We start from the raw sequence: 18217 nt of genomic DNA, 5'->3' as shown, positions 1-18217 counted from the left end.
TGTATAGTGGCGCAAATAAAAGTAAAGGGCAATATGATGGCACAGGGTTTGGCGGCTTCGGCACAGATACATGCGGACACATGTAAAACAACAAAGCCATATGTACGTGCTGCACATATGGCTTTGTGTGGTTTGCGAAAGCAGGCTTAACAGTGAACTGTGCGCCATGAATCTGCGCACGGCCAGAACCTTGCAGGGCCGACCAGGGTTATATTTATCCGCTTACGCACATGTGGCTGCCGAGGGTTAGCGGCCCTTGATGGTCAGAATAAGCATGGCAACGCCGCCCACGCAGGCGCAGCCCACAAGGTACAGCAGGCCGCCCACATAGCTGCCCGTCACAGAGATGAGAAAGCCGATGGCAAGGGGGGCAAGGGCAGAAAAACCGTTGCCAACACCGTTCATGACGCCAGCAGCCGTGGAAATGCCCTTGGCGGGAACGATGTCCTGCATCAGCGTCCAGGCGGTGGGCCCGCCAAGGCCGATGGAACCGATGCCAATGGCCAGGAATATGGCGGAGGTCATGTTGTCTTCAGCATTGGCACCAAAGTACACGCCCACGGCCACGCCGATCATGGCCACCAGAATGATGGGGGCCCGGCGTCCCATTTTGTCGGCCAGAATACCCGACATGATCTTGGTCACCACGCCGAGAATCCACGGCAGGGAAGAAAGCGCGCCCATGGCCGCCCAAGAGAAGCCACGCGCTTCTTTGAGGTACGAGGGCAGCCAGGTCATGGAACCCCACAGCACAGAGGTGTGAACGATGTAGTACACAACAATGAGCCAGAACTGGTAGTTGCCGGCAAAAGACTTGAGACCTTCAGAGAATGTGGCTTTGCCAAGGGATTGAGCCGATTTTTCGCCAGCCAGACCCTTTTCAATGTGGTCCAGTTCTGCCTTGTTGATGCGCTTGTTGGTCTGCGGGGTGTCCGAAGTGTGAAACCACACAAGATAAAGGGGAATCATGCCCATGGCGAGCAGCACAAAGAAGCTTTCGCGCCAGCCAGAGACGTGGATGATCCAGGTAAAGAAGGGCATGGCAATGGCAGGCGCAAGGGCCATGCCGGTCTGCCAGACGGCATTGGCCTTGCCGCGTTCTGTGGGCGGAAACCATTCCTTGATAAATTTGCTCTGCATGGGAAAGTGCATGCCTTCGCCCAGGCCCAGCAGCACGCGCGAAACAAGCATGGTGGTAAACACGCTGGCCAGCCCGCCGATTACCAATGAAACGCCCCACATCAAAATGGAAAGCGCCATGGCTTTGCGGGGTCCAAGAATATCACCCAGGGGGCTCAGCACCACGTTGCCCACGCCGTAGGCAGCCAGGAAAAGGGTCATCAACAGGCCCTTTTGCACTGAATCACCGGCGATTCCCATGGTCTTGAGAAATTCTGGGTCAACCACAAGAATGGATACGTTTACCCGGTCGATGTACGAAAAAAACACAACTGCCAGCAGAATTGCTGCAAGAAGGTGGCGTTGGCGCGTTGGTTTTTCTTCCTGAACTGCTTCTTTATCGATAGCTATTGACATAAAAACCCCTTTCAAAACGTGTGCATCAATGAACAGCAGGCATATCTGGCGGCATGCAGATCAAACAAGGGTATTGCTGCCATTCATATGAATTGTGAGTCTGCTTTTTCAGCTCTGGTTGCCGGGGCAACCTAAAAACCTCGTCGGCTGCAAGTTTGCGTATGCCCTGCGGAGCCAGTGCGGCTCCGCAGGTGCGTTTTCCGCTACATGTATTTTTTGGCGCGGGTAACGGTGACGATATTGCACTTCTTGATGGTTTCGGGCGTCAGTTCCTGGCCGATACCGGGCTTGTCCGGCACGGCGTAGCGGCCATTGACGGGCTGGTAGTCGTACAGGCAGGTTTCGCGGCTTTCGGGGTTGAGAGCGCGCTGGTGGTGTTCGTGGATGATGAAGTTGGGAATGACCGCTTCAATCTGAAGGGCCGCAGCCTTTGAAATGGGGCTGCCGCAAACATGGATCTGCACGGCGCAATCATAGGTGTGGGCCATGTCGCAGATTTTTTTGGCTTCGGTCAGGCCGCCGCACAGGCAGATATCGGGCTGGATAACGTGCAGGGCGCGCTTTTCAAGAAAAGGCCTGTAGCCATAGCGGGTGTAAATGCGTTCGCCAGAGGCGATGGGAATGTTCACCTTGTTCTTGATTTCTACCATGGATTCCACGTTGAGGGGGTGGCAGGGTTCCTCGTAGTAGAAAATGCGCAGGTCTTCGAGGGCGCGGCCAATCTGGATGGCAGAAATGGTGTCGGTGTTGGAGTGGTTTTCAATGATGATGTCGAGATCGTCGCCACCGGCCTTGCGCATGGCTGCAATGCGGTCATAAACGGTTTTGATGACCTTGTGTTCGAGCGGGCCGGTGATCTTCCAGGGGCCTTTGCCATCGGGCTGGTTGCTGAAAATCAGGGGGTCAACCTTGATGGAATCGTAGCCCTCGGCCATGGCAACGCGCGTTACTTCGGCGTATTCTTCGGGCTCGATAAGGCGCTGCTTGCTGAGGTTGCTGCCCCAGTTAAACTGCAACTGGCTGGCGTAGGTGCGCAGATTGTCGTTGGTTTTGCCGCCCATGAGCTGCCACACCGGCAGGCCAAGAGCCTTACCCTTGATGTCCCACAGGGCAATGTCGATACCGCTCATGGCTGCGCTTACAACCGTACCGCCGCCCATGCCCCAGAAGGTGGTGCGGAAGATCATTTCCCAGATGCGTTCGATCTGCATGGGGTCTTCGCCCATGATCACTTCGGCAAAGTCCTGCACCATGCCCATGCCTGCGCGCCAGCCCTTGCCATAGGCAAGGCCCACTTCGCCAAAGCCGCTGATGCCTTCATCCGTGTTGATACGCACAATAACGGGGCACCAGTCGCCGCGTGACGCACCGGCATTGCCGCTGGGAACCTGCATTACGTCTACACTAACAATCTTCATGGCAAACATCCTTTCTCACGGTGTGAGGTAACATGTTAAAAGCCCAACAAGACGTCTATTGTATGCTCCGATAGCATTTTAAGAGCTTATAAGCGTTTGTGTTCTTTGAATTTGTAAATGGAAATACAGCCTATCAGCAAGCCAACGGCTGCGGCAATAAATATCATTCTGTAGGCATCATGTCCGTAACTGCCATTGCTTGCTCTGCCATAACTGCCAAGAATGATCCCAAGAACGTATTGGTAAAATGCAGCACCAAAGGCAAGAAGCATGTTCAGCGTGCCTATTGCAGTGCCAGAATAGGCCGGATGGGCAATTTCTTTGGCGCAGGCAAAGCATGAAACAAAGAATCCGCCGGATATGCCGAAGTAGAAGAACAGGCAGTACAACCCAAGAGAAGGAATCTGGTCTGTAAAAAAGATAAAGGGAATATACGCCAACAGGTGCAGGATGCTGCCGTAGAGCAGAACCAGCCTGCGTGAGCGCAGCACTTTATCCGAAAGGTATCCGCTGAGCGGGCAGCCCACGGTCATGCCAATGGGAAAGAACATGAGCACCGAGGCCGCTCCCTGGCGCGACAGGCCGTAAACATCCTGAAGGTAAGGCCCGGCCCACAGGGCGCCCACACCCATGAATGTGCCGTAATACATGAATGAAAGAACGCTCAGAAGGTAAAAGTTTCTTGTGGAGAGCAGCTGAAGCAGCGCGGTCATTACCGATGGCTGCGGCTCTGTGTTTGCCACAGGCTCTGGCACAGCTGTTTCAACAGGGCTGAAACCAAGCTCTGTGGGCGAATTGCGGATAAGCAGATACGATATGACCGCAACCACAACCGTGTACCAGCCAAGACCCACAAATGTTGGGCGCCAGCCAAAACCCCCGATAAGCACAACAAGCGGGGCGGTTGAAAGCAGCGCGCCCACATTGCCCACGGCCAGCAGGGCCCCGGAGCAGGTGGCCAGTTCGTTCTTTTTGTACCAGTCCGAAAATATCTTCATGGCGGCAATGTACACAGAGCTGACGCCAAAACCGATCATGGCCCTTGCCGCGCCAAGCAACGGCACAGAGGAAGAAACGGCGAAAAGCATTGTTCCCGCAGCGGCAATGCCAAGGCAAAAAGTAATGGTTTTGCGCGCGCCAATGGCATCTGTCAGCAGGCCTGAGGGCAGGCAGGCAACGGCATAGGCCCAAAAGTACATGGAGCCGATAAACCCAAGATCTGTGGGCGAAATGTTCAGGTCATCCATCAAGACCGGTCCAACAACAGCCGAGGAAGACCTGTGAAAATACGAAACAACATAGCTCAGCGAAATGACCACAAATATGAGCATTCGGTACCGATGCATCTTGTCACTGCACGAAGGAGCGGCAGTTTCGCAGGTGTTGGAATTCTGGAATTCCAATTTTGACAAATTATTCATGAACTTGCTCCTAAAATCGCAGTGTTGGAATGTTGGAATTCCAGTTTAGTTTTTAAAAATTGGCGCCATTACAACGCCTTTTTAATGATGGGTTGGCAGTATCCGCAGATGTTCACGCATGAGCTGACCGGCCTTTTCGCTGTCGCGCTCTATGACTGCCTGCAAAATCTCGCGGTGCTGCTGCACTGCAAGGGTAAGCTGTGCGGGGTCACGCAATGTTTCCTGCCGGGAGCTTTTGAGCATTTCAAGCAGAAAGTCGTTGACCTTGACAAGTATGTCGTTGTGCGAGGCCTTGACGAGCTCTTCGTGAAAGCTCAGCGAGGCCTGCGCCGGGCTTTTGCCATGCACTCTGCGTGCTTCCATCTCTGCCAGAGCAGCAGTGGCCCGCGTAATGTCTTCGTCCGTGCGGCGTTGGGCGGCCAGGGTTGCGGCCTGAACTTCAATGCCCTCGCGCGCTTCCTGAATGTCGGTTATGTCGTTTTCTTCAGACATAACCATAAAGCCGATGCACTTGATGATATGGTGCAGATTAATGCTTTTTACACAAAAGCCCTTGCCCCGAATAAACCGCACCACACCAAGAAATTCGAGAATCTTGAGCGCCTGGGTGACGGGCATGCGGCTTACGTCAAACAGGGCTGCGATCTCTCTTTCAGAAGGTAGATATTCGCCTTCCTTGATGTAGCCTTTTAAAATCCACAGGCGGATTTTTTCAAGAACCTGGATGTACAGAACATTGGAGTTCTCGTCCGAGCCCTTGTTCAGCTTGCGGCAATCTTCGGGAATTGTGATCATGCACCTGGCCTTTTTTTTCAAGGTATGGTTTCTGGGCAAATCCGTCAAGTAGAATTCCAGAATTCTGGAATTCCAGTGACCGAATGTTTTTTACAGCCTACTTATTGAATAGCATAAATTTATAGCGGTATATGGCGTGCTGACCTTGTCTGCGGGTTTTGCTGGCATTATTTCGTCGCGAGGGGGCGTTGGACCTGCCTGCTTTTGCCCCCCCCTGGCAAAGATTGTCTGCGATGGGATTTGTGCGGATGCGTGCGGGAGTTGTTCTGGGCTGTTTTATTTCAGACGTATCATAACAAATTTTATGATTGTCTTGTTTTTATTTCTCATGCTTATCATTAGTTTTGTGTTATATATTGGATTTTTCTTTAATGTGGTTGATATTGCTGTTTTGTTTAAGCGGAAATGTGTTTAAATTTTTTTATTATTAATCTCGAAATGTATTGTTTATGCATTGTGATATATCGTTATATTGCGAGTTTTATGTCTTTGTTTTTGTTAATATTCGCAATTGTATATGCAGATTGGCCCGTTTTTCATCGATTGCCAGCGCCCGCTCATCGGTGTAATCAGATATAGCAATGGATGTATAGCTTCTGTTGTGGGTAATGTTTACAGAAAATTGTCGCTAACAATGTATTTGTGATAAAGTTTATTTTTGTGGATATGTTGAAAACATTTTTTTTATACAAATACATGTCTATGATAAATTTTATTTATAATATGTATATAGAAAATTTATTTTTTGCATATCTATTGCATTGGTGTGTTCTTGCTTCTGTGTAATGTTGAGTTTTAATGAGCTCAGGGAATGGTACGATGAAGATTGCTGACATCACTTTTGGCGCTTCCGCAAAGAATGGTTTGGACAAAAAATCTTCCGGGGCTTCTGCCGCCGGTTTGTCTTGCGCGCAACCCTCGTATCTGTCTGCCTCTGCTGCCAGTGCCCCCGCAACCGTTGCGGCATGGAGCAGCTTTGAAGCACTGATTTGTGCTGTTGCGGAAAAAAATCCGAATCTTACGGCCCTTGCCGGTGGTGACAGCAGCCTCACGTTTGCAGAGTTGAAAGATTTTTCTGCGCGCATTGCTGGCTTTATACAGTCGCAAAACTACGGGCCTGAAACACCCGTTGGGGTGCTGTGCGGGCGCGGGGCCGTGTATCTTGCCGCCGCCATCGGCATTATGCGTGCCAGCGCCGTGTACGTGCCGGTAGAACGCGAATTGCCGCGTACACGGCAGGAAACCATGCTCAGGCCCGTGCGGCTGCTTGTGACAGACAGGGCCACGCTGGCCGAGGCCGAGTACCACCGTTACCGCAACACCAATATTGCCCACGTGCTTTGCCTTGATGCGCCAGTGTTTACCGATGTGCTGGAAAGCGGCGGCCTGAGCAGCACCGAATACTGGGAGCACATTGCCGAGCCCGGTTGCGACCGTGGCTGGCTGGATGATCTGGATGCGCAGCCCCTCGCCCCTGAAATTCTTGCGCGTATGGCTGACAGCGTGTTGCAAAAAACAGGGCTTTCCACAGATATTGTGCTGGGCGCAAACAAGGGGAGCGGCAAAAGTGTGCTTGATGTGGGCAGTGGATCGGGTCTGGTGGCCCAGTCTCTTGCCGCTGCCGCCAGCCGCTATACGGCGGTAGATATTGCAAGAAACGAGCTGGACAGGGTGTTGGACTTGTCCGGCCCAGCCTGCATAACCGCCCACCGCATGGAAGCTGTGGACATCTGTTTTTTTGACGATGAATGTTTTGACCTTGTGGTTCTCAACGGCGTGGTGGAGAGTTTTCCCGGCTACAATTATCTGCGCAGGGTTCTTGACCATGCCGTAGAACGCCTTGCCCCCGGTGGCAGCATATTTGTGGGGGCCGTGCGCGACATGGATCGCAAGGACGATCTGCGGGCCGCCATCTGGCAGCAGGCTCTGACCTCTGGAAACCAGGGGGCCCTGCTGCGGTTTGAGGGCTCGGCAGAGCTGTTTGTACCCCGGCGTTTTTTTACAGCCTGGGCGGCAGAATGCCCGCAGCCTGTTGAAGTGCTTTTTTCGCCCTTTGTTTCTGGCGGTCAGGCCGATGCCTTTCGTTATGACGTGCGCATTGTGCAAAGTACCAGCCGCACGGCCAGCCCGCGCGGGCATTTTGACCTGCGGGATGTCGAGGCCAGCCAGCCAGCTCCTTTGGCGGCGGCAGGGGCAGATGCGGCAGCCTACATTGTCTACACCAGCGGCTCTACAGGGCAGCCCAAGGGTGTGGTGGTGGAGCACCGCCACCTTTTGCACATTGCGCATGCGCTGCGTGATTTTTCGGAGGGCTGCGCCACGGTGGGGCTGGTAGCGCCCCTGTCGTTTGATGCGTCGATCCAGCAATTGGCGGTTTCGGTGTTCTGCGGCAAAAGCCTCTATGTCATGTCTGACGAAGAACGCAAAAATCCTGCGGCATTCTGCAACTGTATCCTGCAAAAGGGTATTGACCTCTGCGACATGACTCCGGCTTTTTTCAACGTACTTGTTGATTATTTGCAGCAACACCACAAACCTTTGCCGCTCAAGCGTATTTTACTGGCAGGCGAGGTGCTGCGGCCCGATGTTATCCAGAAGTTCTATGAAATTCCCGGCAATGAGCGTGTGGTGCTGTTTAATATCTATGGCCCTACAGAATGCACGGTAGACAGTACGTTTTTCTGCATAGACTTTCAAAATCACAAGGATTTTTCTGCCTTTCCCATTGGCAGGCCGCTTGATGGCGTGGCTGTTTTTGTGCTCGACAAGCAGCAGCGCCCAGTGCCCGAATCCGTCACCGGCGAGCTGTGGATTACTGGCGCGGGGGTTTCGCGGGGTTACCTTGACGGCGCGAGCCCCGGCGCTTTTACCGAATACGCGGGGAGGCGCTGTTACCGCACCGGTGACAACGGCTTTATCCAGAACGGCCTTGCCTTTTACCGTGGGAGGGAAGACCAGCAGATCAAGATTCGGGGCAACCGTGTTGAGACCGGCGAGGTGGAAAAGGCCGTGGGGGCTTTTCCCGGGGTGCGGCAGGCTGTTGTGGTTGCAGATTTTTATCAATCTGGCAGTGAAAAAAGCCTCGCCGCCTACGTGGTGGGCGATGTGAATGCGGCTGATCTGCGCAGTTTCCTTGAGCAGCAGTTGCCCTCTTTTTGCGTGCCCGATTTTATTGTGCCCATGGTAGAGCTGCCCTTGTCGCCCAACCGCAAGGTGGACAAAAAAGCCTTGCCCTCACCCCTGGGCAGGGCGGAGGCGTGCCCAGGGCGCAGCCCGCAGGGAGCGGTGGAGCAGACCCTGGCCGCCATGTGGAAGCGGCTGCTTGGTTTTGAGATAACCGATGCCGATGCCAGTTTTTTTAGCCTTGGGGGCCACAGCATCATGGCCGTGCGGCTTATTGCCATGGTAGAAAAAGAACTGCACGCGCATTTGACTGTAAACGAGCTTGTGGCGCATCCAAGCATTGCCCGGCTGGCCAATCTTGTGCAGGGCAAGGCCGGTTCGCACAGCGGCCCCGTCATTCCGCTTTGCCACTGCCCAAACGGCAAAAATCTTTTCATGTTCCATCCCGTTGGCGGCAGCGTGTATTGCTACAGCGAGCTGGCGCGGCTGCTGCAAAGTCGCTATTCCCTCTATGCCGTTGAGCCAGCGGGTTTTCAGGCAGAAAAAAATGTCCTGAATACCGAGCTGCTGCGCGTGCAGGATCTGGCGGCTCTGTATCTGGATGAAATTCTCAAGGTGACCACGGACAACATCATTTTTGGCGGTTGGAGCTTTGGCGGGCTGCTGGCCTATGAGGCTGCATGCCTGTACGCCGCGCGGGGGGGCGATCCTGGCCCTGTCCTGATTCTGGATACCGTGCTGGACAACACCAGAGCCAGGCAGCTTGCCGCAAAGGATGACGTAGAATTGCTGAAAAACCAGCTGCATGAGGCGCTGGCCTTTGATGAAGACAAGTTGCGCGCCATGAATAGGGCCGACCGGCTGGTGTACCTGGTGGAATGTGGTGAAAAAGCCGGGCTGCTGCCGCCCAATTTTAGCCCCGCGCAGATGGAAAACCTGTTGCAGACCTACAGGCTCAACGCCATTGCCGCAGCGCGTTACGATAATCCCACTCCTTCAAATCTGCGCCTTCTGTACGTGCGGGCGCTGGATTTTGCCAGCAATCCCTATATCCGGTTTGATGATATGTATCAGGGCTGGAGCCGCTTTTTGCCAGAGGGCAATATTACCCTGCGCTGGACAGGGGGCACGCACGAAAGCATGCTCTCTGCCGGGCTTGTCGAAAATGTGGCCAGCATCATCAGCGGGTATTTGGCCCAGTAAGGCCATAATTTTTTTGTGCCCCTGGTGGGGTTAACTCTCCATCATTCTGGTATTGCAGATAATTTTTTTTACGTGCATGATGCGCGGCAGTTGACGCGCCGACGAGCACTGTTTGATTTTTCAAACTGGTATCTTATGTTGACAAGAATACCAGATGTGGCATGATCTTGTCACCTCAACTGTTTTATTTTTTGCGATACCCCGGCTCTGGCCGGGGTTTCGCATTTTATACGCACGCCACCAGTAGGGCTTTTTTGCATTTTTTTGCCTGTAGAACCGGTGGGTTATCGCAACAGGGCAAGGCGCGGAGCATGTTTGTTGTGGTTGCTGCCGCCAGCCGCGCAAACTTTGACTTTGATAGCCGTGGTGGTATTGGTTTGCGATTAATTCTGCACATAGGCGCTCTGTGCGTGAAACAACAGCCCGAGTGTGGTTGTAACATCGTTTTTTTGCACTCTGTGCCACAGGTAATCATATGATTATTATTCTCATGATAAATAGGCAGTACCGTCGTGTTTAGGGGAAACGCACATGCTGAGTGTCTTTGATTGTGTTGATGCTGGTTGCCAGACTCATATAGTAAAGGTGCGCAATTCAAGCTCGCAGCAGTTGCAGTTTGCAAAGCTAGAAAGAGCATATATGTGGGGAATAAAACCCATTATTTCTATGCACCCTGCGCATCTGGTAGAAACGGCCATTGATGAGTCGTCCAATTATGGAGACACAGCCAGGCTGGTGGCAGAGTCGAGCGAAACCGAGTACACCTTTGCCCCACAGGGCTTTGCAGCCAATTGCGCCTTTCTGGCAAACCACTGGAGCGACAATTTTTTTCACTGGATGTCCGAGTGCCTGCCCCGTGTGGCCTATCTGGAGGCAATGAATTTTGGCGGCATGTACATTATTCCCAAGAAGATACGGTTTATTGTGGAATCCATGGTGGCCATGGGTGTCAGCCAGGCCCGTATGGCTGTATATCAGCCCGATACCATAGCAAAAAATCTTGTGGTTTTTGAAAAAACGCCTTTCACCGCCTTGCAGCACCACTCGGATGCCTTTTTTTATGTGCGGGCCAAAATGCGCGCGGCCAGCCACGGTTCTTATGGAGGAAAACGGATTTATTGCCATCGGGAGCACACCCGCCGTGTGCTGAATCTGGAGGCTGTTTGCGAGGTATGTGCCCAGTATGGTTTCACATTTCTGGATTTTGAAAAGCTGACGTTTTTTGAGCAGGTTGCTGCTGTGGCTAATGCCGAAATTCTGGTGGGGCCGCATGGGGCAGGCATGCTGCATGCCTGGTTTATGCCAAAAAATGCAACTGTGATTGAATTTTTTTCTCCAGAATACGTCAATTACACGATGCTTCCGTTTATCAAGTTCATAAATATAAATTATATTCCTCTGGTGGAGTATAGAAACAGTGACAAGTTACCCATTGATCTGTATGGAGCAGAGCGCGGCTGCAAGGCAGATATGACTGTTCCTGTGGAAATGCTTGATGCCATTCTGCGTAATACAATAAAAAACCGCGTAGACCGTTCAGATCACAGCTGACGGCTACGCGGAATTTTTAAATACATACAGGCCGCCGCGCAGAAAAACGGAATCTTGTATCCGTTCATCTGGCGGCTCCCGATTATTATCAGTTTTTACGAATGCATACCTTGTACTTGCGTAAAAAGTCGGCGGGCAGATAGGTCATCTTGGCCTGCCGCAAACCTTCTTCGTCCAGATCCTGCGCCCGGTTGATGTAGGTAAAACCCGCACCCGCATTGCGTGAGAACAGGCAGTTGATGGTCTGGTACACGCCCTTGAAGCCGTTGAGGCCTTTTTCGTAGTGAACGCCAAGGTTTGCGCCGTCCAGATTTTCGCCCACGCTGAAGGCCACCATCTTGCCGTCCACATACAACGAGCCGCCCACAAGCCCGGTAAAACAGTTCCAGTGGCTGAGCACGCGGTTGATGGCCTCGTTTTCTGCCCGCAGCGACGGCGATTGCTCGCATTCGTGCCACTGGCACCAGTCGTCCTGCACGGCCAGCACGTCCTCAACCATGGCGTCATCCAGCGTGTGGTAGTCCGGCTCGCCGTAGGTTTTTGCGTAGCTGTTGAAATGGTTGCGCTTTTTGTGAAAACGGTTGCCCGGCAGTTCTGCCAGTTCTTCCTGCTTGTACAGGTATTCCCACTGCCCACGGTCTTCCTGCGCTTCCACAAGGCCGGGCAGTTCGCGCTGCCAGATTTCGAGCAGCTTTTCGGGCACGCGGGTGATGTTGTGGGCCTCTGGATTAAAGCCGCAGGGCAGCAGATCTTTCCACGACACGGCATTCCAGTCGCCCACGGGGGCCCAGCATACCTGATAGGGGCGGGTTTGCCGGATCCAGCACAGGTTATCTTCAAAGCACCATTCAAGCCCGTAATAATCCTGCCAGCCCCAGAGGTTTGCCAGGGTGTAGTCCAGCGAACGCTGGGGCGTGCGCTCCCAAAGCTCGTAGTATTGTTGGCGTCCGTCCAGGCTGACAGGCGTAAAGGTTTTGCTCACGGTTATCTCCTCGCGTCCAAATGCGCAGATGCAGCCAGTGCGCGGGCGCATGCCACGGTGGCCGACATGCGGCCTCTCAGGCGGTATTTATGGGGTTTGCGGCTGGCGGCAGCGGCTCATGGCAAAGCGCGTCCAGTCGTGGAACAGCACCACATAGAGCATGATGCAGGTTTGCAGAATCTGGGATACGAGCATGGCCAGAAATACGCCAGAGGCTGTGCCCCAAAGAATATGGCCCAGCAGCCAGCCAAGGGGCAGGCGCACCACCCAGAAGCTGCCGCCAAATATCATGAGATTGTACCTGGTGGCCCCGGCCCCCGTCATCACGCCGCCCATGACCGTACTGGCGATGGAAAATGGCGTGGAGAGCAGATTGTAGGTAAGGTAGCTGACAATCTGCGCCTGCGTGCCCGGCTCTTGCGAGAGCAGCTGGGCTATCTCTTGCCGAAATGGCCAGAGCAGGGCAGCCATAAAGCTCATGGTTATGGCCGCAAGGTTTACCATGTTGAGGGCCACGCGCCGCGCCTCGGCGGCATTGCCCGCACCCAGGCTGTTGCCCACCAGCACGGCCACGCTCATGTTAAAGGCCATGCCCGGCAAAAAAAGCAGGGCTTCGACCCGCAGGCCGGCATTGAGCCCGGCAAGGGCGTGTACGCTGTCGGCAGGCAGCGAAGCCACCAGAACAAACAGGGTCATGTAGCCAGATTGCCACACAATCTGCGCAGCACCCGCAGGCAGGGCCACTTTAAGCAGATAGGGCAGACCAGCCTTGAGCCAGCGCAACGAAGGCAGGGATTTGCGGTTCAGATAGCCGGAATGCGCCAGCAGGGCGCAGTTGCACACCGCCCCAAGATACTGCGCACCCACGTTGGCCCAGATCAGGCCCATGTAGCCCATGTTGGGCATGCCAAACCAGCCAAGGCCAAGGCCCAGGCAGGCCAGCAGATTGCACAGGCACACGCCCGTGGCAACCCACAGGGGGGGCAGCACCTGACGCGTGGCGCGAAACATGACCCCGGTTGAGGCGTACAGATACTGCGCGGGCAGGCCAAGCATGCTGACGGCCCACATTTCGCTGGTCTGCGGCATGATACTGTGGGGCACCATGAGCATGCGCAGTATGCCGTCGCTGAAAAAGGCGGCTGCCAGGGCCACAATAAAACCCAGGCCCAGGCAGCCGACAATTGTCGTACCGATATAACGTTGCGCGCGCATGACCTTGAGCGCGCCCAGTGACTGGCTCACAGCCGCCGTTGCACCGCTCGATATGGCCATGGCGACCACCATCAGCAGAATGCCGCACTGGTTCACCATGCCCAGCGCCGCCTGCACGTCCGCGCTTATCTGACCCGCAACCCACACCGCCACAAAGCCCATGAAGAACATAAGGTACATCATGAGCATCTGGGGCCATGTGAGCCGCCAGATGGCGCGGGGTGAAGTGCTCAGGTCGGGCGCGGGCCGGGCCTGCTGCGCGGGGATGCCGCGAGATTGTGTCACATTAGTCCATCAGGCAGCGCGCAAGATCCTCAAGGGTTTCGCGGCGGCGGATAAGTTTGGCAGTGCCGTCGCTTTTAATGAGAACTTCAGCAGGGCGACGACGCTGGTTGTAGTTGGAACCCATAGTAAATCCATAAGCTCCGGCGTCAAGTACCCCAAGCACATCTCCTTCGCAAATAACGGGCAGTTCGCGCTCTTTTGCAAGGATGTCGCCACTTTCACAAATATTGCCCACAATGGTCTGCACCATTGTTTTACGCGCCTGAGTGTCAGCGCCGTAGATTTCCACATCATGGAATGAATCATACATGGCCGGACGCACCAGCACGTTGAAGCCCAGATTTGTGCCCACATAGCGCTTGTCGCCGTTGTTTTTCACGGCGTACACAGAGCCCAGCAACACGCAGCATTCGGCGGCCACATAGCGGCCCGGTTCCACAAGAAAGCGGCCAGTGTAGCCAGATTTTTCAGACCAGCCGCTGATGAGCGCGTGCAGGCGGCTGCCCAGATCTTCCATGCTCAGGCGGGCCTGACCCTCGTACTTGTGGTAGGGAATGCCAAAACCGCCGCCAAAGTCGATGACTTCGAGCTTGGCGAGCATGCTGGCGGGCAGGCGGTCGGCAAGGTGCAGCAGCACTTCGGCGGCGTCCAGGTAGCCATCGGGCTCCATAAAGAGCGAGCCGATGTGCTGGTTGATGCCTGCAAGGGTGAGGTCGTGCTTTTCAAGCAGGGCAAACACTTCGTCCAGCTTGTCGGGGGTAACGCCAAACTTGGTTTCCTTGCCAGCGGTGATAACCTTGGCGTGGTGACCAGCGCCAATGCCGGGGTTAAAGCGCACCATAACCTTGCCGCCCCTGTTGATGCGGCCAATGGTATCGAGCTGCGAGAGCGAATCAACGCTGATGAGCAGGCCGCGCGAAACGGCGTTTTTGAGCTCGGCTTCAGAGTTGTTGTTGGAAATGTACAGAATTTCAGCGGGGGTAAAACCGGCCAGCTCGTCCATGTAGAGTTCGCCGGGGCTCATGGCGTCCACCACCAGGCCTTCCTCGCGCACAATGCGCAGCAGGGCAGGGGTGGCGTTGGCCTTTACAGAATAGTTGACGCCGAAACCGGGGTGTTTTGAAAGCCCCATAAGATCGCGGCAACGTTGCCGCAGCACGTTCTCGTTGTAAACATACAGAGGCGTGCCAAAGGTTTCAGCCAGCTCGCGGGGGGTGTGGCGGCCATAAAAATTGCATTCGTCGGTGTACGTGGAGCGGATGTCGGACATAAATACCTCTGAGAGACCTCTGAAAGATTGCGTGAACCGCCCAGACCAGAGCGGAATTTTCCCGTTGAGAGCAATTGTTGATTATCTGTTCGGTTTCCTGCTCTGTCAAGTGCGCTGGCAGGGGGTGCCGCCCTTTGCACAGCCAGCGGCAGTACAAAATAGGGCTGGGCGAAAACTGTTGGGCCGAGCCTGCAACGGTAGGTGGCCCGCATCCGCAAACCCGCGCACACAAGGGGCTGACGGGCACTTTGCGCAGTACAACATTGACAGAAGCCCCCCGGCATGTTTTGCTTGTACTTTATTATGGGCGTTATTCTTTTCGCGGGCGGGCTTCTGCCTGCGCAGAACCTGCCGCCAATGTGGCCAGGAGATGCCGCAGACCGCCCATACACACTATATGGAGTAGTTATGCCTATCAAAAAAGGCGATACGGTGCGTGCGCACTACACGGGTACCCTTGAAGACGGCACGGTGTTCGATTCTTCGCGTGAACGCGAACCCCTCGAATTTGTGCTGGGCAAGGGCATGCTGATTCCGGGTTTTGAGTCCGCCGTTGAAGGTCGCGAAGCGGGTGAAACCGTTACCGTCACCATCGCGCCTGAAGACGCCTACGGCGAGGCCGATCCCGAACTTCTGTTCACCGTTCCCCGCGCCCAGGTGCCGGACCACATTCCCCTGAATGTGGGCGTGCCCTTGCAGCTCTCCAACGAGCAGGGTCAGATGGACGTGACCATTACCGAAGTGGGCGCCGACGAAATCACGCTTGATGCCAACCATCCTCTGGCTGGCAAAACGCTGACCTTTGAAATTGAAATCGTGAGCGTTGCCTAGCCTGTAATTCTGCCAGATATGTTGAGGGGGTGCGCCTGGCACAACACGCTGCCGCTGGGCGGCGCGCACGGCGCACCTTTTTGACACTACGGTTTTGTGCTGTTTTTGGCCTGCGTTATTGTGCGCGGGCCCGGATGACATGGCTTTGGAGCGGACGCTTGCGCGTTCGCGAGTTTTTGCGGCGGCTCCCCTTGTCCGCGTGCTTCAGGGCAGCACGGGCGCGGGCGTACAGCGGCTGTTTGCAGAGGCATATATCCAACCGCCATAAGCGGGATTATCGCACCCACAACACAGCGCCCGCCCTGAGCGCGAGGTTCGTCCATGAGCAGTAAATCCGCCAGACAGAGCGCCATCGAGGCCATTACCACCTACAAGCCCGAAGCAGCCCCCCTCAACTTCGTGGATACCAAACCCACCGATATTTTCGGCTGCAACGTGTTCAACGACCGCGTCATGCGCGAGCGCCTGCCCAAGAGCGTGTACAAGGCGCTGCGCAAGACCATCGAATTCGGTGAACGCATGGACCCCGCCATTGCCGATACCGTTGCCGCAGTCATGAAAGACTGGGCCATCGAGCAGGGGGCCACCCATTTTACCCACATTTTTTATCCCCTCACCGGGCAGACCGCCGAAAAGCACGACAGTTTTCTGATGCCCGACGGCTCAGGTGGCGTTATTGCAGAATTTTCGGGCTCCATGCTTATTCGTGGCGAACCCGACGCTTCGTCCTTCCCCTCCGGCGGCCTGCGCTCTACCTTTGAAGCGCGCGGCTACACCGCGTGGGACGTGACCAGCCCCGCCTACATCATGGAAAACCGCAACGGCACGTTTTTGTGCATTCCCACCATGTTTCTTTCGTGGACGGGCGTTGCGCTGGACAAAAAAACCCCCATGCTGCGGTCTGGCCAGGCCCTGAACCGCGAAGCGCACCGCGTGCTGGCACTGTTTGGTGAAGACACTGACCTGCCCATCGTTTCGTACGCTGGTCTTGAGCAGGAATATTTCTGCATCGACCACAATTTCAATTTTGCCCGTCCCGACCTCCAGATCGCGGGCCGTTCGCTGTTTGGCGCGCGTCCTGCCAAGGGGCAGGAATTCAGCGACCAGTATTTTGGCGTTATTCCGCAGCGCGTGCTTTCGTACATGATGGAAGTGGAACGCGAGCTGTACAAGCTGGGCGTGCCCGTGCGCACCCGCCACAACGAGGTGGCCCCCAGCCAGTACGAAATTGCCCCCCTGTTTGAGGTGAGCAATCTGGCCGTTGACCACAACCACATCATCATGTCCATGCTGCGCAACGTGGCCAAGCGCTACGGCCTCAAGTGCCTGCTGCACGAAAAGCCCTTTGCCGGAGTGAACGGTTCGGGCAAGCACCTGAACTATTCCATCGGCAATGCAGAGCTGGGAACCCTGTTTGATCCCGGCGAAACCCCGCACGCCAACGCCAAGTTCCTGGTGTTCTGCGCTGCCATGATCCGCGCCGTACACAAGTTTGGCGGCCTGCTGCGTGCCACGGTTGCCAGCGCCAGCAACGACCACCGCCTGGGTGCCAACGAGGCCCCGCCGGCCATCATGTCCATCTTCCTTGGCGATCAGCTTACGGAAGTGTTTGAAGCCTTCCGCGCTGGCCGTGTTGAAAACGCCGGTGGTGGCCGCACGGGCCGCGCCCTCAATCTGGGTGTGGACACGCTGCCCCCGCTGCCCGCCGATCCGGGCGACCGCAACCGTACCAGCCCCGTGGCCTTTACGGGCAACCGTTTTGAATTCCGCGCCCTTGGTTCCAGCCAGTCTGCCGCCGGTTCCATCACCGCGCTCAATACCATGATGGCCGATTCGCTGGGCTTTGCCGCCGACTGGCTTGAAAAGGAACTGGCCCAGGGCAAGACCTTCAATCAGGCTCTGGAATCCTTTATCACCCACGTTATCGACGAGCACAGCGCTGTTATCTTTAACGGCGACGGGTACTCCGAAGTGTGGCACAAGGAAGCCGAGCGCCGTGGCCTGCCCAACCTGCGCACCACCCCCGAAGCCTTGGCCGAGCTCACCAAGCCAGAGGTTGTGAACCTCTACGAAAAGGCTGGCGTGCTCAACAGGGCCGAGCTCAAGGCGCGGCAGGAAATCTATCTCGAACAGTATTGCAAAACCGTGCGCACCGAGGCCAATCTGGTTATCCGCATGGCGCACACCGTTATCTACCCTGCGGGCATGCGCTATCAGGGCGAACTGGCCGCCACCGCAGCCAACATGCGCGCCATTGGCAAAGACCCCAAAACTGTCACCCTGGCCGAGATTACCTCCAATCTGCGGCTCATGCAGGATGCCTGCGGCCAGCTTGAAGACGTGCTGACCAAGGCCGACAATATGGGCTACGGCTTTGAGGCTGCCCAGAGCTATCGCGACAACGTGCTGCCCCGCATGCTTGAAGTGCGCCGCTATGCGGATTTGCTTGAAGTGCGCGTGGCCGACGATTTGTGGGCTCTGCCCAATTATCAGGAAATTCTGTTCGGCAAGTAGTTCAGGGAAGGCGTGTGGAGAGGGAAGCGGCCCGCCTGCGGGTTGCGGCCCTCTCCCTGCGCCATGCCTGCGT

At 55.4% G+C, this 18217-nt stretch carries 11 protein-coding genes; 4 read left to right on the top strand and 7 right to left on the bottom strand.

Annotated elements, in window-relative coordinates:
• Nucleotides 1–246: 246 nt before the first annotated feature.
• The 4 genes from ACE3NW_RS05570 to ACE3NW_RS05555 all read right to left on the bottom strand — a co-directional run bounded on the left by ACE3NW_RS05570 (nt 247) and on the right by ACE3NW_RS05555 (nt 5170).
• Nucleotides 247–1536, bottom strand: coding sequence for an MFS transporter (locus ACE3NW_RS05570; protein WP_374281239.1), 1290 nt, complete (start codon nt 1534–1536; stop codon nt 247–249).
• A 203-nt stretch (nt 1537–1739) separates the two neighbouring features.
• Entirely contained in the window at nt 1740–2954 is a 1215-nt protein-coding gene (locus ACE3NW_RS05565) for a mandelate racemase/muconate lactonizing enzyme family protein (RefSeq protein WP_374281237.1), read from the bottom strand.
• An 86-nt stretch (nt 2955–3040) separates the two neighbouring features.
• Nucleotides 3041–4375 (bottom strand): MFS transporter, encoded by a 1335-nt coding sequence (locus ACE3NW_RS05560; protein ID WP_374281235.1) that lies wholly within the window; start codon nt 4373–4375, stop codon nt 3041–3043.
• An 81-nt stretch (nt 4376–4456) separates the two neighbouring features.
• Nucleotides 4457–5170 (bottom strand): FadR/GntR family transcriptional regulator, encoded by a 714-nt coding sequence (locus tag ACE3NW_RS05555; protein ID WP_374281233.1) that lies wholly within the window; start codon nt 5168–5170, stop codon nt 4457–4459.
• Nucleotides 5171–5989: 819 nt separating this feature from the next.
• Here ACE3NW_RS05555 and ACE3NW_RS05550 point away from each other — a divergent pair.
• Together ACE3NW_RS05550 and ACE3NW_RS05545 are read left to right on the top strand one after the other, a co-directional pair.
• Entirely contained in the window at nt 5990–9496 is a 3507-nt protein-coding gene (locus ACE3NW_RS05550; protein ID WP_374281231.1) for an alpha/beta fold hydrolase, read from the top strand.
• Nucleotides 9497–10027: 531 nt separating this feature from the next.
• Entirely contained in the window at nt 10028–11047 is a 1020-nt protein-coding gene (locus tag ACE3NW_RS05545) for a DUF563 domain-containing protein (protein WP_374281229.1), read from the top strand.
• Nucleotides 11048–11135: 88 nt separating this feature from the next.
• On the opposite strand, the gene ACE3NW_RS05540 is transcribed toward ACE3NW_RS05545, so the two are convergent.
• From ACE3NW_RS05540 to lysA, 3 genes are all read right to left on the bottom strand, one after another.
• Nucleotides 11136–12029, bottom strand: a complete 894-nt coding sequence (locus tag ACE3NW_RS05540; protein ID WP_374281227.1) for a DUF2156 domain-containing protein — start codon at nt 12027–12029, stop codon at nt 11136–11138.
• A gap of 87 nt (nt 12030–12116) precedes the next feature.
• Nucleotides 12117–13529 carry an MATE family efflux transporter gene (locus tag ACE3NW_RS05535; protein ID WP_374281225.1) on the bottom strand — a complete coding sequence of 471 codons (1413 nt, stop codon included), beginning with the start codon at nt 13527–13529 and terminating at the stop codon, nt 12117–12119.
• A 1-nt stretch (nt 13530) separates the two neighbouring features.
• Nucleotides 13531–14799, bottom strand: a complete 1269-nt coding sequence (gene lysA, locus ACE3NW_RS05530; RefSeq protein WP_374281223.1) for a diaminopimelate decarboxylase — start codon at nt 14797–14799, stop codon at nt 13531–13533.
• A 408-nt stretch (nt 14800–15207) separates the two neighbouring features.
• On the opposite strand from lysA, the gene ACE3NW_RS05525 reads away from it, so the two are divergent.
• Complete coding sequence (locus ACE3NW_RS05525; RefSeq protein WP_374281221.1) at nt 15208–15630, top strand: peptidylprolyl isomerase; 423 nt, start codon at nt 15208–15210, stop codon at nt 15628–15630.
• Between the two features lie 321 nt (nt 15631–15951).
• The gene (locus ACE3NW_RS05520) at nt 15952–18144 is read left to right on the top strand and encodes a glutamine synthetase III (RefSeq protein WP_374281219.1); all 2193 of its coding nucleotides are present in this window, start codon (nt 15952–15954) and stop codon (nt 18142–18144) included.
• Nucleotides 18145–18217 lie beyond the last annotated feature (73 nt).

Source organism: Desulfovibrio sp. (assembly GCF_041907885.1).
In the GTDB taxonomy this organism is placed as follows: domain Bacteria; phylum Desulfobacterota; class Desulfovibrionia; order Desulfovibrionales; family Desulfovibrionaceae; genus Desulfovibrio.
Note: the sequence above shows the minus strand (reverse complement) of the source record. Positions and strands in the feature narration are given on the sequence as shown.

What these genes read in the sequence shown, in the direction of transcription:
- ACE3NW_RS05570 (WP_374281239.1), bottom strand. Translation starts at nt 1,536, where the DNA reads ATGTCAATAGCTATCGATAAAGAAGCAGTTCAGGAAGAAAAACCAACG.
- ACE3NW_RS05565 (WP_374281237.1), bottom strand. Translation starts at nt 2,954, where the DNA reads ATGAAGATTGTTAGTGTAGACGTAATGCAGGTTCCCAGCGGCAATGCC.
- ACE3NW_RS05560 (WP_374281235.1), bottom strand. Translation starts at nt 4,375, where the DNA reads ATGAATAATTTGTCAAAATTGGAATTCCAGAATTCCAACACCTGCGAA.
- ACE3NW_RS05555 (WP_374281233.1), bottom strand. Translation starts at nt 5,170, where the DNA reads ATGATCACAATTCCCGAAGATTGCCGCAAGCTGAACAAGGGCTCGGAC.
- ACE3NW_RS05550 (WP_374281231.1), top strand. Translation starts at nt 5,990, where the DNA reads ATGAAGATTGCTGACATCACTTTTGGCGCTTCCGCAAAGAATGGTTTG.
- ACE3NW_RS05545 (WP_374281229.1), top strand. Translation starts at nt 10,028, where the DNA reads ATGCTGAGTGTCTTTGATTGTGTTGATGCTGGTTGCCAGACTCATATA.
- lysA (WP_374281223.1), bottom strand. Translation starts at nt 14,799, where the DNA reads ATGTCCGACATCCGCTCCACGTACACCGACGAATGCAATTTTTATGGC.
- ACE3NW_RS05525 (WP_374281221.1), top strand. Translation starts at nt 15,208, where the DNA reads ATGCCTATCAAAAAAGGCGATACGGTGCGTGCGCACTACACGGGTACC.
- ACE3NW_RS05520 (WP_374281219.1), top strand. Translation starts at nt 15,952, where the DNA reads ATGAGCAGTAAATCCGCCAGACAGAGCGCCATCGAGGCCATTACCACC.